Consider the following 15568-nt stretch of genomic DNA (forward strand, 5'->3'; position numbering starts at 1 on the left):
AAGTAACACTCGAAAGGAATACGCCGTCAACTTAAAAATAACAGACAATATCAAGATACATAAATTAATTAAAATTGATTTATGTATAACAAACTAATTTTAAAAATGTTTATGTCAACAGAATGAAAATAGTATTGTTTACCCCCATTTATCCTTAAAGTTATTACACATCAAGCCGAAACTTAGAGTAAGCCGTAAAATCGGTAATGTTAATCAGCTAGGATGTCGTAAAAGATGAAAATCAGAGATAAATTATTAGGTCTTACTGGTATTTCGGTAAGTGCACTCTTATTGGTACTTGGAATGTCTTGGGTTGCCAATAAACAAGTTACGAATATTAACAATGCCGCAACCGATGTAAAACAACTCGAAGTTACGCTATTAAATTTACGCCGCAATGAAAAAGATTTTTTACTGCGACGAGACACCAAATATCTCGACAAATTTAAAGCTAACTACGCATTATTTCAAACGAAATTAAGCGAACTAGAAAAAGAGCTTACATCACTTAATATTATAGTGCCAAGTGTTGCAACCTTACCTGCATCAATGCAAGATTATAATCTCAGTATGATTGCACTGGTCAATAATTACCAAGCCCTTGGCCTTACCCCTGAGCAAGGATTACTAAAGCGCCTCAATAATAGCTATAAACGTTTACTGCAAACAGCAGATCGATATAACCGTAATCTTCTCATTACGACCGATCTTGCACAAACAGCAAAAATGTTCGCATTACTCGGAAATCATGAATATTACCTAGAATATCAAGCTAAGTTTACACTTTATGATCAACAGCTTGCACTTGATTTTGGTAGCAGCTATACCGATTTTCGCGCAACGATGGCTAAAATCATAGAGCAATACAAAACGATAGGTGATACACCCGAAGTTGGATTACGCGGCGAAATGCGAGGGTATTCACATCAAGTTGAACGTACTTTTAAAGATGTCAGCCAACAATTAAATGACGAGATAGCCAAGCAACAGCAACAAACTATAACGATCATTCTTGTGGCTGTATTAGCCGTGATAATAGCGCTCATTACACTGTCTTGGTTAATTAGTAACTCTATCCAACGCCGCATACAAAGCTTAAGTAGTTTGATGGCCACGATAGCGAAAAGTCATGACTTAACAGCAGTTGCAGATGAACAAGGCAATGATGAATTGTCACATATGGCAAGTAATTTTAATTACTTATTAACCAATCTCCGTGAACTCGTTAGCAACGTAAAAGAAGCTGTACATGAACTAGGCTCGGCATCAAGTCAGTTACAGGGCCGTAGTGTGGATTCTGATACAGCAATTAGCCGCCAACAAGCCGAGACCGATGCAGTCGCAACCGCAATCACCGAGATGAGTTCGACAATCAAAGAAATAGCAGGTAATACAGAGAGTGCCGCCAGCAATGCTGATAACAGTTACAATGGCGCTCAAGAAGGTTTATCAGAAGTGAGTGCAACAAAGAATCGTATACGTGTTTTATCTGATGACTTATCTAAAACCAGTAATGAAGTCGCAAATTTATCAACACTGTCCGACAATATTGGCTCAGTGCTTGATGTGATCCGCTCAATTGCAGAACAAACTAATCTGCTTGCTCTAAATGCAGCAATTGAAGCGGCAAGAGCAGGCGACCAAGGCCGTGGTTTTGCGGTTGTAGCAGATGAAGTTCGCTCACTCGCCCTTCGAACACGTCAATCTACAGAAGAGATCACCAGCATTATTGCCACGTTACAAGAGCAAACGGGTCAGGTAGTTGTACATATTAGCCGCTGCCACGAACAAGGTGAATTAAGCGTCGAACAAGCTGACAGTGCAGAGTCGAAGATTGGCCAAATAATGTCTGATATGCAACTCATCATGGATACCAGCACTCAGATTGCCACCGCCGTTGAACAACAGACGGTCGTATCCGATGAAATTGGCCGTAACGTAACGTCAATACGAGATATTACCAGTCAAAATTCCCATATCGCCCATGAAAATGCACAAGCAGCCAGTGACATCGCTAATCAGGCTAAAACATTAGATCAATCCATTGCCCTGTATACGGTGTAATTAACGAGTATCCAGGTATACAAAGACCGAAGTCATCGCTTCGGTCTTTTTTTGCCCGCAAAGTATGACGTCGTTATCTAGCTGTTTTCTTTTATGGCTTGCTGCATCGTCAGCCAACTTTCGACAATAGGGTGTAATTCTGTATTTCCCACATTCTTGATAACCGAACCGTTAAGTTCTGCATCAGCCATTAACAATGATTGTGGTGTAACAGGTTTTCCTGATTTCAATGCAGCTTCTTTGATTAAACCAATACCCACGAGCTTGTCGTTACAAAAGAACTGGTGCTGATAATAGAAATATTTTTCATCACAACTTAAAATTTCAGTCGTCATCGTAAACGCTTGAAACGGACGAATTGGTTTTAGATAAATAAAATCTTGTGCAGCAATCATGCGTAAGCCATAACGCCCAGATAACGCGAGTCGAGAAGAGTGCCAGATACCAAAACGACCTAATTCCATAAAACTAAATACACGGTAATTAGGTAAATGGTCGCGCCAGCCGAGATCATGTAACCACACCCGAAAGCCGTCACTGCGTTTATTCACAAGCGCCACCGCATCCAGCTTACGGGCACGAAAAATAATAATCAACATTCTAAAAAATAAATTCATGTTACTCCCACGACTAAAAGAAATAGAAGTAACATTCTTACCTAAGCCTACGAAATGTAAAGGAAATAAAACAAAAAAAGCACATTAACGTTAAAACTTATATGCTAAGTATATTTTAGTCTGCATCGCGGTCGATATACAGCGCTGAGATTTGGTACTTGTCTTAATTAGTTGGTAAGCTACTCTTACTTTCGCAGACTATTTTTTCTTATTATTTTTTCGTTTTAAAATATAAGGCCGTAAGAACATATACATACCTGTTACCCATAATATGAATAAAATAAAGGCTGCAGGTAAAAACACCCATAATGGCATATGCTTATTAAAAAATGATCCTTCATGTAATTCTTGGATAATTCCAACACGGCGATAAGCGACCTGTAAAACCTGACCGCTGGTATTATCGATTTGAATTTCGATATTATTTTTAGCTCTTACTTTAACAATACCTTTAGATGGTTTGACATCCAATTTACTTATATCTTTCCAGCTGTGTATATCTGAGTTTGGTACCTGGGATGCAATATCAAATATTTGTTCAAAAGAGAGCTTAGGCTCTGTGCCAATTCCTTTCATCGTTGTAGGTTGTATCCAGGAAAATTCAGATCGGATGAGTAGCAAGATACCGCTAATTATAATAATTAGCACTGGAATCGCAATTATTATCGACCCCCAATAATGTGTGTTTCGATTAAGACGTTTCCAGTTAATATTTTTCACGTAAATTTACCCTCAGAATTGAGTCAGCTTTATTCGCGCTGCAAAAAAACGAATTCTAATGATAAGTATTATCATTTTCAACGTTTACTTCTGACACTTTAATATTTGCATGAAAGTCGAACGTACAGATGATAATATCAACCAAACGACCTAGAGCGGTATTTTAATCTAAACAGGTGCGATTAATACAGTATATAAATATACTATTTATTTATGTAAAGTCCTTAATGTTTATCGAGTAAATTAAATCACTAAGTCAATGATAAATATAACCTGCACACGATTAATCGTACACTCCCCATACCAATAGCTATACCTAAGTGCTAGAATTTAAAGTTATACCCTAAGAGGTATAAAAAATCAGTCAACGTGTTGCAATCAATATTCAAAACAGGCATATTTAAAAGTCGTCAACCATAGATAGTTCACTAAAAATGCAGCATTTTGAATTAAATAAGCGGATTTATGTTTCGATTACACTCTATATTTTATCTATTATTAGCTTGGCAACTTATAGCTATCTCCAAGAGAAAAATCACATTTACACAGCCCTTGATTTAAAATTAAAAACGGCAGCCCTAACGATCTCTTCATTATTGCCAGCCAATTTCCATCAAAAAAAAATGGCCTATGATAAAAATTCAACGCAACTAAATAGCATAAACAGAACTGTCTTATCCAATTACGCTAAAAATATAAATATATCCAACTTATATACGCTTATCCTGCGCGATAATCAGATCCTATTTACTTCAGCAAGCACCACAAATATTGATGACGATGGTTTTGATAGCAATGATATCGAATTCTTAACCGCTTACAATGATGCAGACACCCAGCTTTATAATATTTTTACCGATCAACAACCCCGCTTAATTGAATACCAAGATAAATGGGGTCGATTTCGTAGTATTTTCATTCCCATTTATGCCGCAGACGGAAGTGTTTATATTGCGGCGGCTGACATCACTATTGATACGATTTCTTTTCAACTCAATCAACACTTTAATAAGATAATGCTAATCTCTGTTCTTTTTATTTTTTCTGTATTTTCTCTATTTTTTATACAGGCCATTACCTATCGCCAACAATTAAAAAAACTACGTCATAAGATCGCGCAAAGAACGGCTGAATTAGTACAAAGTGAAGCAAAGTTAAACTCTATTTTTGAACATTCTCCAGTCGGTATTTTCCATTACAATAAACAAGGGATCTTATTAAAAACCAACCGGCATTTTGAAAAGATATTTGGGGCGAACAAAGATGGACTGATTGGCTTCAACATGTTGAGTAATATCAAAAATCCCCCTTTCGCCACTGCAATGAAATCCTCATTGAAAGGACAAATAAGTACTTTCGAAGGCGAATATATTTCAATATCACACCGTAAAAAGTCCTACTTAGAAGTTGATTTAGTCCCATTGTATTCAAGTACTGGTGAGATAGATGGTGGCGTAGGGGTTTGTGACGATATCACCTTACAACAACAAAACACGTCTAATTTACAAAAATTATCACGAGTCGTTGAGTGCAGTTTAGACGGTATCCTGATCACTAATACCAACGGGATTATTGAATACGTCAACCCTCGATTTACACAAATCACAGGCTATTCATCAAAAGAGTCGATCGGTGAGAAAGCCAATTTCTTCCGTTCGATAGAAACCACCAATACTACTTACAAGGCGCTCTGGAGCCGTATTTCAAGTGGTAATGAATGGTCTGAGGAAGTTCACAACCAGCGTAAAAATGGTGAATTATACTGGGCTAAAGTCACCATAATTCCAATGACTAATGCTAACGACGAAATAACCCATTTTATTGGTATTCAAGTAGATATTACCGAATCTCGGATCATAGCTAAACAAATAGCCTATCAAGCAAAACACGATATGCTAACAGGATTAATTAACCGTTATGAATTCGAACATCAATTAACCGATGCTGTTTGCAGCGCACAAGGCAGTCAACTTACCCACGTATTATTCTTTTTAGACTTAGACCAGTTTAAAATAATTAATGATACGTGTGGCCATGCTGCAGGTGACGAGTTATTACGCCAAGTAGCAGGATTAATTGACGACAACTTAAAACCAAACGATATATTAGCCCGACTAGGCGGCGACGAATTTGCCATATTAATGCGCAACTGCCAACTTACTGAAGCGGTTTCCGCCGCAAATGAAATCTTAGAAAAAGTTAAAAAATTCCAATTCATATGGAAAAAAAGTTGTTTTAGTATCGGTGTCAGTATTGGTGTTGCAGAAATAAGCCGTAATTCAGGTAACACGAGCGAAGTACTTATTCATGCAGATTTAGCCTGTTACGCCGCTAAAGATTTAGGACGAAACCGAGTACATACTTATCACCATAATGATGAATTACTTACTACTCGTGACGGTGAGTTCCGCTGGGTAAACGAGATAAAAGAAGCACTTAATGAAGACCGATTTGAACTCTACGCTCAGCCTATCGTTGCATTATCCGATCCTGAACATAAACATGTTTTTGAAGTGCTACTACGTATGCAAGCTAAAGACGGCAAGATCATTGCGCCCGGCATATTTTTACCTATCGCAGAGCGCTATAACTTATCGCAACCAATTGATCGTTGGGTATTTGATCACACATTAGATTGGATGCGAGAACATAGCCAACAATTGGATATTTTTGACCATATTAGTATTAATTTATCAGGCACTTCACTCGGCGATGATGAACTATTGCAGCATATTATGCGGAATATAACCCAAGCAGGTTTAACTCCTCAACAGTTCATGTTTGAAATTACCGAAACAGCCGCAATTAGTAACCTTACCAACGCAACAGTATTCATCAATATCTTAAGTGAGTTTGGCTGCCAATTCGCACTGGATGATTTTGGTAGTGGTTTATCTTCGTTTGCTTATCTAAAAAACCTACCAGTTAACACATTAAAGATTGATGGTATCTTTATTAAAGATATTTTAACTAATCCAATAGACGCTGCAATGGTAAAATCGATTAATGAAATAGGACATTTAATGAAGTTAAAAACTGTCGCGGAATTTGTCGAAAATGATGCTATAAAACAAAAAATTGAAGCTATTGGTATCGATTTCGCACAAGGCTACGGCATTGGAGAGCCACAACCTATTGATAATATGCTTTGCTTAAATCAACAATAGCAACTCAATTGTGGCAATTAACGCATCATAATGCTCTATTTTCCGTTATTACTCTCATTGGGATTATTCAAAATATAAGCTAAACGACGCACCAATATTATCCCAATTGCTTGCTTTACCATTAGGTTTATCTTGAGTCCACACATAAGATAAGCCTAACGCCATTGATTGATCGATAAAGTACTTAGCACCTAGGGTGTAAGACGTAGAATCAAGGTAACCATATGTCACTTCTGTACCATTGAACGCGCGATTAACATTAAAGTCAGCTTCAAATTTAGGGCTAGAAGAAAGTTTTACACCCGCAATAACACTTGGGTAAAAATTTGAATCTTGCGACTGAGTATCATTTTTCCATACCCTTATTGAACTTTGGATTAAATTCGCACCGGCATAAAATTCTGTCATATGGCCGGCATTTGTTGATGTCATTAAACCTGCACCAAGTATTTTCGCTTTGGCTTTTACACCTGGATTTAGTTCAATATCATCTGTGTGATGATAAAAACCTGCCATATAAAAGCGCTCTGTAATAGCACGTTCAACATTTACAGCCCAATGCCCAGATCGGTAACTTAGCTGCGCATTATTATGGTCAAAAGGTTCTGCCATCAGTGTTGGCGCAACAATAAGTAACGGTATGCTTGCAAGCGTTGAAACTTTAAACATGTATTTTCTTTCCCTATAAATAAATTAAACTTTAAATAGTAAATTTTAAATTGATGACTAAAAGCATATCGGCAACATTCCGTAAAATATAAACATTTGATGCCTACAATCGAATTAAGCGGCTAATAGCAATGATTGCAGCTGTATTAATGACGTAACTTGATAACTAGGCTTGATACCGTCCGGTAATACAGCATTCTCACTATTAAGCCAACAAGTATCAAAACCTGCATTTATCCCACCTAAAATGTCAGAATGCGGATTATCGCCAACCATCAATACTTGCTCACGCTGTATGTCACCCATGTGGCTTAACGCATATTCAAATATACCGATATCGGGTTTAGCGATACCCACTTGCTCAGAGATAATAAGTGGTGCGAATACATCTTTTAAACCGGTTTTTTCTAAACGCACATGCTGTAGTTCTGTAAATCCATTGGTAATAATACCCATATTTACTTTCCCAGTTAATGCCGAAATAAGCGCTTGAGCACCGGGTAGTAAACTGCATATGTCAGCCATTGCAGTCATAAATGCACTGTTTAAAGTTTGGGTTGTCACCTTCAGTTTATCCGCCCATAATTGAAAGCGTTTATTTTGCAATTGTGTTGCTGTGATTCGACCATCTTGGTAATCAACCCACAAAGGTAAATTAACTGTCTGATAATGACTAAAATCATCACTACTAAAATCAATACCAAAACGAGAAAACATCAGTTTCAACCCTTTAAACGCATCAAAATGGAATAAGGTTTCATCGGCATCAAACAAGATCCATTGGTACTTCATGATATTTTTCTCCAACGGCTAGCCGTTACAATAAATTACATAGGTGGATTAAAAAATAAACAATCAGTAAAACATCATGTTATCTTAATCAGTATGGGGGGTATGATAGCTGAAAGTGTGATTTACCTACACAATAAATAAAAATAAGTAAAAATAAACTTGCTACTAATAAAATCCGCTGTTACTATCGGCTCAGATTTATTTAATAACAATCCTCGAATTAAAAATCAACGATTAAGCCTTACCTAGAAAATCTCCGTAAGCCAGATTAAAAAATCCAACATACAAAGCTAAATTATTGAACAACGAAATACAGCAAATGTTGCGTGCTGTAAACACTTCTTACTAAATCAACTATTTATAAATAATAAAAATAGTTAGATTTCAGAATATTATCGTTATACGGTAATGAAGCTTATTACAAATTATGCGATAGCTTTAAGCTACGCCTTATATAGTGAGTTTTATTATGACTATTATTTTTAATGGTACACAGATCCAAATTAAACAACCGGTACACTCGATTTCAGTTCACAAAAACCGAGTAGCATTTACTGATTCACAAGGTGAGAAAACAGCTCAACTTGCAACAGTAACAGAACGCCGTAACTTTATTGATATGCTAGTAAACGTTTAATTACATCAACTGACATTATCAACTTTAATTCCCGATATACTTTAATATCGGGATGTTAACCCCTTCGCTACTCCCTTTATATACACTTCATAGACCCTAAACAGCCCATACTCTAACTACCCAAGACAAATCTATCATCACGTTATAACACCTATATGTATGACAGGCCTATACCATTGATTGGTATTATCATTTAGCTGAGGACAATGGGGTATGAATTTTAGGCAAAAAAAAGTCAGGTTGTTAGCCTGACTTACATATATTGGAAAAGAAGGTCGACTGAAATACTTACTTCTATCTTCGCAATACTTTTCTTCTTACATTTACTTGCTTTCTTCACTTACAGACTTCCTTACACTTTCTTTCACTTACACGTACCTTTCACATACGTTATTCGTCTTCATTTACATTTACACTTGCTTTCACTTACACGTACCTTTCACATACGTTATTCGTCTTCATTTACACTTTCTTTCACTACACGTACCTTTCACATACGTTATTCGTCTTCATTTTTACTTGCTTTCACTTACACGTACCTTTCACATACGTTATTCGTCTTCATTTTTACTTACACGTACCTCTCACATACGTTATTAACCTTACTTTCACTTACACGTACCTTGCACATACGTTATTTGTCTTACTTTACACTTGCCTTCACTTACACTTACACTTACACTTACCTACATTTACTTACACTTACTTACTCTTACGTTCTTTACTAAGTCGTACCTGTCACGTACGTTACTCATCTTAATTACACGTATCTGCCATGCACGTTATTCACATATTGCAAAGGTAGTAGGAATAAAATATCCAGTCGACCTAATTACAAATATAGTACACCGTCATATATTTGCGATGAAATTAACTAAAATAAATTATATAAAATATAAAATCTGAATGAGTGCCCATATTAATAATAATTAGATCGCTTTTTCAGTTCGTTTTTGACAGATTAAATATTTGATACTATTTTAAATTCCCTGATTTGATGACAATCATTAATATAAACGTCAAACAGGCTCTAAATATCTTAAGGAATATGCATGTCTCGAGCTATCTTTTTGACTAGCCCATTAGCCCAACTTGGTCGTGCAGTCATGACTTTACTCCAACGCTTTGGTAAAGCAGCACTATTTCTGTTGCATGGGATAACACATATGTTTTCTCGTCCTTGGCAATGGCGAAGAGTGCTTGAACAACTCTACTTTATTGGAGCAAAGTCAATTGTTGTTATTTGTGTAACGGGTCTGTTTACCGGAATGGTGCTCGGGTTACAAGGCTATTACACCCTATCTCAATTTGGCTCGACTGGTTTATTAGGTTCTGCTGTCGCACTTACCCTTATTCGTGAATTAGGTCCCGTGTTGACCGCAATAATGATTATCGGCCGTGCAGGATCAGCAATGACTGCAGAAATTGGAATTATGCGAATTTCAGAACAAATCGATGCGCTTAAAACGATGACCATTGACCCAATTCGATTTCTAGTTAGCCCTCGCATCATTGCAGCACTCATTAGTTTTCCATTATTAACCGCTATTTTCGATACAGTGGGCATTTTTGGCGGCTACCTTACTGGATCTCAATTATTAGGTATTAATCCTGCGATTTACTTCTATCGTGTAGAAAACAGCGTCCTCATGGCTGATGTTATTGAAGGTTTTATTAAATCATTATTTTTCTCTATTACTGTAATAACGGTATGCTGCTATCACGGTTATTACACCCACACTCGCCGTAATAACTTTGGCGCAAAAGGCGTTGGATTTTCAACAACAACAGCAGTTGTACAAGCAAGTATTCTCGTGCTTGTTATTGATTATATTTTAACGTCTGTCTTATTATAGGAAAACTATGAATATTCCACTTATTCAATTTTGTAATGTCAGTAAAGCATTTGATGGCACTCAAGTATTAAATAATATCAACCTCAGTGTTTTTAAAGGCGAGATAACGACGATCATAGGTAAAAGTGGTGAAGGGAAAAGTGTTTTACTCAAACATATTATCGGCTTATTGACTCCTGACTCTGGCTCAATATTATTCAATGGTAAGAGTTTATCCGAACATGCAAAAACAGAACAACATAACTTAAAGAAAAAATTCAGTTACATGTTTCAAGATTCTGCGCTGTTTGACTCAATGACGGTATATGACAATATTGCTCTCCCCTTACGAGAAGCAAGTAAATTAAATAAAATAGAAATACAACAGCGTGTTGAAAAACGTATGACACAGCTAGATATCTTAGGTACAGAACAACAATACCCAGGGCAGCTATCAGGTGGTATGCGGAAAAGGGTCGCTCTAGCGCGCGCACTCGTCACAGAACCTGAAATTATCTTATTTGATGAACCAACGACAGGGTTAGATCCAATACGTAAAAAAGCAGTACATAAAATGATTGCAGACTATCAACGTAAGCTCGGATTTACCGGAATCATTGTAAGCCACGAAATTCCTGAGATATTTACAATTTCTCAACGCATTGCAGTGCTTAATGAAGGTGACATTATTTTTCAAGGTACTCCTGAACAACTAAACAATGATGAAAGCCCTGTTATTTCAGAATTTGTCCATGGCCACGAGTCATCGTGACTCAAAATCGATCAACCTATTTAATTGGAACTATTATGAAAAAATCATCCATCGAAACCTCTGTTGGTATATTTGTACTGATAGGTATACTTTGCGTCGGCTACCTGACTATTAAACTCGGAAAAATGGAGCTGTTAGGTGATAACTACTATAGTGTGTATGCAGACTTTAATTCTGCGACAGGCCTGAAAGGTGGCGCTAATATCGAAATGGCAGGTGTGAGAATCGGTCAAGTTGAAGATATTATATTGCTACCAAATATCAAAATAGCACGTGTAAAACTAAAAATTGAAAAGCGCATAAATCTCTCGGTCGATGTCATGGCATCGGTAAAAACAGCGGGATTACTCGGTGACAGATACTTATCCCTTACCCCGGGTGGTAGTGATGAACTGCTAGAAGAAGGTGATAGCATTGAAGAAACAGAATCTGCGCTTGATATTGAAGACCTTATTAGTAAATACATATTTAGTGGCGACAGTAAATAATGATATCAAAGATGAGTAACAGTATGTCAAACAACTTCATTATGAGAAATCACATGAAAAGAATAATCGTTTTATCTATTTCAACATTGCTACTATTTACAAGTACAGTGCGCGCACACGTTGCAAATATCAGCCAAGCAACCGCATTAATCGATGGAGCAATGCAAAAATCCTTAACGATTATTAATGATCCAAGTCTCACAACTGAAGTCAAACGTAAAAAATTATGGCCAGTTTTGACCACTTATTTTGACTTTACATTAATCTCGGAGTTGACGTTAGGGAAATTTGCAGCTGATTCGACTCGCCCTCTTGGTGATTACAGCGATCGTCGTTTTACAGAAAGCCAGCAAGAACAGTTTACTGACGCCTTTACTATCCATCTTGGTAACTTATACTTAGACAGACTAAACAATGACAGTAAGTTTACAGTTTCACTCACAGATTCATCTGCAATGAAACCGATCCGTAATATGCAACGCGCTCGTGTAAACAGCTTAATTAATAGCAAAACAGCTATCGATTATTCACTACGCTTTAAAAATCATGAATGGCGTATCTATGATATTAAAGTGGAAGGCAGAAGTTTAGTTAATTCATTTCGTAAGGAATATTCAGCATTATTACTGAAAAAGACACCCGATGAATTACTCACATTACTTAATGAAAAAAACCTAGCTCATACGGAAAGTAATGCAGAATAATCAGTTTTCCAGTTTCTTTACAGTGCCGTTATTACTGCTCATCTTAGTGATGAGCGGTTGTACAACAACTAAAAGCAATAATAAAGAAAGCGCTGAAGTTCACTCCGAATTACCACAAAGTCAATCTATCCCGACTGTCGTAAGTTCAACACCTGATTATATTGAAGATGATGGACTGTTTACAGAAGAAGATGATGGTGATGATCCATTTACAGAAGAGGATGATGACCCATTTGATGATGACCCATTTGATGATGATAGTCCCGCTGAGATAGATGACAGCAATAAGGTTTCAGATCCCTTCTACTACTTTAACAAGACCATGTTCTATGTTAATGATAAGCTTTATTTTTGGGTAATGCGTCCGACGGCAATCGGTTATAAGGCAATTACGCCTCAGTTTTTTCGTGTCGGTGTTGCCAACTTCTTTCACAATATAACCATGCCGATCAGATTTACCAGCAGTCTATTCCAAGGTGATATTAAATCCTCAGGTACTGAGCTAGGACGTTTTGTTGTTAACTCGACAGTTGGTTTGTTAGGAGTAATGGACCCAGCTGCAGATTATTTGGATTGGCAACCAAATAATCAAGATATGGGGTTAACCTTAGGTAAATACGGCATAGGCAATGGTCCCTATATTGTGTGGCCAATTTTTGGCCCATCAACCCTAAGAGATACAGTTGGGCGTGGCGCGGATTACTTCCTTAGTCCACTATCCTATTTACAACCTGACAAACTGTCATTTGCTGTTCAAGGTGTAGATAAGGTAAATGCAACATACTTTAGTCTTGGAGATTATGAAGCCTTTAAACAAGCTTACATTGACCCTTACGAAAGGATGAAGGAGTTTTACCTCGAATATCGCGCAGACAAAGTCGCTGAAAAATAGTCTCTTACAAATACATGAAACGAGGTCATTGACCTCGTTTCATGTTCAGTAATATTACTTCTAACATTCATTGAGCCGATAAACGAAACCGCTGTCTTAAAAATTTAATTCGAGCTAATAAATCATTCACTTCTTGTCGGCCAATATCTGCCCCTCGTGCATTTTTAATCGCCATATTATTATAATCTAGCTCATCATCATGCAAGCAGTGTTCACTGATCAGTTGCCACAGGTGCTTTACCTTATTAAATTTGGTCTCTAAAATTTCGACATCGATACTGAGTTTATCTAATTCTTCTACCGATAGTTTGACAATCAAATAAGTATATTTTTCATCATCTTCATTAACCGAATATTGTTTGTCCAACAATATATTATAGCGATCAATATGGTAGTTAAGTAGGTCGATATTATGTGTATAAAATTGATAAGCATCCCGCCAATTCCGGCCACTGCAATAACTTGCCTGAACAGAAAAAGTAAGGAGAAATAAGATAATTAAGAAACCATACTTCATAATCAACTCCACGATTATTCGTCACAAGAAAACTTAACCCGATTAAAAGTGCAGACAAAGTGTACTGTTTGCCACATTTATTCCTTTCCCTGATATAATTAACCTATGTTATGAAATATTCCGTAATTCCTTAAAGGGTAAAGATGAAAAAAACGTTTGTATTAAACCACCCAAAAATTGTTCCAGCTCGCCAAGTTGAATCTATCAAAAGCGAAATCAGAAAATACATTAAAAGAGAACGTAATAAAGTTCTACCTAAAGGTGTCGATTACTGGGACTTTGATTGTAAGTATGGTGTAACAGAACAAGAAGCGCAGGTTATTCACCTGTCTGAAATCAATAAATCTATTGATAGCGGTGACCTAAGCAAAGATGCATCTTTCTATGTCGAAGTTTTGGTAAAAGATGGCATTCGCGTGATCAATGAAGAAGACGAAGATTTAGATTACGGCGAAGAATAATACCTAGGGCACTATAGCCCGAATCCATATCCCCAAAATACGCGTCATGCTACTGGGGGTATGCCTTTCGATTAACCTCTCTCTCTTTATATGTCTATTCGATATAACACACGCAATACTACTGTTTGCAGCCGTTACCTGATAACATAGCCGCCCTAAGCCATGCAGATAACTGCGAAAAGATTGAAATAACATAAATGAAGCTACATAAACTTGATGCCGTAGACTGGTTAAAAACGCTTCCTAGTGAAAGTATTGATTTAGTCATCACAGATCCCCCTTATGAATCCTTAGAAAAACACCGAAAGATTGGTACCACAACGCGTTTAAAAAACAGCGCAGGCTCAAGTAATCAATGGTTTAGCATTTTCCCGAACAGTGATTTCCCTGCGTTAGTTGAACAAATATATAGAGTACTGAAAAAGAACAGCCATTTTTATTTATTTTGCGATCAAGAAACAATGTTTGTGATTAAACCGATCGCTGAAGATTTCGGGTTTAAATTTTGGAAACCAATTGTCTGGGACAAATGCGCAATTGGTATGGGTTACCATTATCGCGCACGTTATGAATTCATTTTGTTTTTCGAAAAAGGCAAACGTAAATTACATGATTTAGGCATGCCGGATGTGTTGCAAGAAAAACGGGTTTGGCGTGGCTATCCAACCGAAAAACCTGTGCCATTAATTGAAAAACTGATTACCCAAAGTTCAAGCGTTGACGATCTGGTTATTGATCCCTTTTTCGGTTCAGGCGCAACCTTAATTGCAGCTGCCAATCTAGGTCGACGATCTGAAGGTGCAGATATTGCAACCTCAGCCCATGAGTTTGTTAACAACCGTATTAAACCGGTAGAAAAGGCATAATAATGACGATTGAAGTAACAAACCTCCCAACGACCGAAATAACTTGCTCTAACTGTGAAGCCTGCTGTTGTCGCTTAGAAGTCATGATTTTAACCGATACTGGTGTGCCAAAACGCTACATTTCAACAGATGAATGGGGAAGTGAAGTAATGGCGCAAAGCCATGATGGCTGGTGTGCTGCACTCGATAGAGACACCTTGATGTGTAGTATCTATGAAAACAGACCTTGGGTATGTCGTATATTCGAAATGGCTTCGTATGAATGCGAAGAAGAACGTAAAGCACATATGTAAGTTGCACTTTTTCAAATACTAGCCTATTCAATCTTAATCTCGGAGCTTAGATTGATTAGGGTTCCTTCCTAGCC

16 protein-coding genes are annotated in these 15568 nt (G+C 37.1%); 11 read left to right on the forward strand and 5 right to left on the reverse strand.

Annotation, left to right across the window (positions count from 1 at the left end; genetic code table 11):
* Positions 1-234 precede the first annotated feature (234 nt).
* A complete protein-coding gene (locus HWV03_RS17115; protein ID WP_211672694.1) occupies positions 235-2064 on the forward strand; it encodes a methyl-accepting chemotaxis protein in 1830 nt (609 codons plus the stop codon).
* A 77-nt stretch (positions 2065-2141) separates the two neighbouring features.
* Here HWV03_RS17115 and HWV03_RS17120 read toward each other — a convergent pair whose 3' ends face one another.
* Positions 2142-2681, reverse strand: a complete 540-nt coding sequence (locus tag HWV03_RS17120) for a thioesterase family protein (protein WP_211676980.1) — start codon at positions 2679-2681, stop codon at positions 2142-2144.
* 198 nt (positions 2682-2879) lie between these two features.
* Positions 2880-3401 (reverse strand): PepSY domain-containing protein, encoded by a 522-nt coding sequence (locus tag HWV03_RS17125; protein WP_211676981.1) that lies wholly within the window; start codon positions 3399-3401, stop codon positions 2880-2882.
* Positions 3402-3835: 434 nt separating this feature from the next.
* Here HWV03_RS17125 and HWV03_RS17130 point away from each other — a divergent pair, with 434 nt between their 5' ends.
* A complete protein-coding gene (locus tag HWV03_RS17130; RefSeq protein ID WP_211676982.1) occupies positions 3836-6568 on the forward strand; it encodes an EAL domain-containing protein in 2733 nt (910 codons plus the stop codon).
* A gap of 63 nt (positions 6569-6631) precedes the next feature.
* On the opposite strand, the gene HWV03_RS17135 is transcribed toward HWV03_RS17130, so the two are convergent.
* Both HWV03_RS17135 and yjjG read right to left on the reverse strand, forming a co-directional pair.
* Positions 6632-7237, reverse strand: a complete 606-nt coding sequence (locus tag HWV03_RS17135) for a hypothetical protein (protein ID WP_211676983.1) — start codon at positions 7235-7237, stop codon at positions 6632-6634.
* Positions 7238-7351: 114 nt separating this feature from the next.
* Entirely contained in the window at positions 7352-8029 is a 678-nt protein-coding gene (gene yjjG / locus HWV03_RS17140; RefSeq protein ID WP_211676984.1) for a pyrimidine 5'-nucleotidase, read from the reverse strand.
* Between the two features lie 469 nt (positions 8030-8498).
* Here yjjG and HWV03_RS17145 point away from each other — a divergent pair, with 469 nt between their 5' ends.
* The 6 genes from HWV03_RS17145 to HWV03_RS17170 all read left to right on the forward strand — a co-directional run bounded on the left by HWV03_RS17145 (position 8499) and on the right by HWV03_RS17170 (position 13357).
* Entirely contained in the window at positions 8499-8666 is a 168-nt protein-coding gene (locus tag HWV03_RS17145; protein WP_211672700.1) for a hypothetical protein, read from the forward strand.
* A 1052-nt stretch (positions 8667-9718) separates the two neighbouring features.
* The gene (locus HWV03_RS17150) at positions 9719-10522 is read left to right on the forward strand and encodes an MlaE family ABC transporter permease (RefSeq protein WP_211672701.1); all 804 of its coding nucleotides are present in this window, start codon (positions 9719-9721) and stop codon (positions 10520-10522) included.
* A 7-nt stretch (positions 10523-10529) separates the two neighbouring features.
* Positions 10530-11273 (forward strand): ABC transporter ATP-binding protein, encoded by a 744-nt coding sequence (locus tag HWV03_RS17155; protein WP_211676985.1) that lies wholly within the window; start codon positions 10530-10532, stop codon positions 11271-11273.
* A gap of 35 nt (positions 11274-11308) precedes the next feature.
* Positions 11309-11761 carry an outer membrane lipid asymmetry maintenance protein MlaD gene (gene mlaD / locus HWV03_RS17160; RefSeq protein ID WP_211676986.1) on the forward strand — a complete coding sequence of 151 codons (453 nt, stop codon included), beginning with the start codon at positions 11309-11311 and terminating at the stop codon, positions 11759-11761.
* A gap of 53 nt (positions 11762-11814) precedes the next feature.
* A complete protein-coding gene (locus tag HWV03_RS17165; protein WP_211672704.1) occupies positions 11815-12465 on the forward strand; it encodes an MlaC/ttg2D family ABC transporter substrate-binding protein in 651 nt (216 codons plus the stop codon).
* Positions 12455-13357, forward strand: coding sequence for an MlaA family lipoprotein (locus HWV03_RS17170; RefSeq protein ID WP_211676987.1), 903 nt, complete (start codon positions 12455-12457; stop codon positions 13355-13357). Before HWV03_RS17165 ends, HWV03_RS17170 begins: the two co-directional genes overlap by 11 nt.
* Before the next feature lie 67 nt (positions 13358-13424).
* Here the strand turns inward: HWV03_RS17170 and HWV03_RS17175 are convergent, their stop codons facing one another.
* Positions 13425-13874, reverse strand: coding sequence for a hypothetical protein (locus HWV03_RS17175; RefSeq protein WP_211676988.1), 450 nt, complete (start codon positions 13872-13874; stop codon positions 13425-13427).
* 143 nt (positions 13875-14017) lie between these two features.
* Here HWV03_RS17175 and HWV03_RS17180 point away from each other — a divergent pair, with 143 nt between their 5' ends.
* From HWV03_RS17180 to HWV03_RS17190, 3 genes are all read left to right on the forward strand, one after another.
* The gene (locus HWV03_RS17180) at positions 14018-14335 is read left to right on the forward strand and encodes a DUF6172 family protein (RefSeq protein ID WP_211676989.1); all 318 of its coding nucleotides are present in this window, start codon (positions 14018-14020) and stop codon (positions 14333-14335) included.
* A 197-nt stretch (positions 14336-14532) separates the two neighbouring features.
* Entirely contained in the window at positions 14533-15201 is a 669-nt protein-coding gene (locus HWV03_RS17185; RefSeq protein ID WP_211676990.1) for a DNA-methyltransferase, read from the forward strand.
* A gap of 2 nt (positions 15202-15203) precedes the next feature.
* Positions 15204-15494 (forward strand): YkgJ family cysteine cluster protein, encoded by a 291-nt coding sequence (locus HWV03_RS17190; RefSeq protein WP_211676991.1) that lies wholly within the window; start codon positions 15204-15206, stop codon positions 15492-15494.
* Positions 15495-15568 lie beyond the last annotated feature (74 nt).

It is taken from the genome of Moritella sp. 36, assembly GCF_018219415.1.
Taxonomy (GTDB): domain Bacteria; phylum Pseudomonadota; class Gammaproteobacteria; order Enterobacterales; family Moritellaceae; genus Moritella.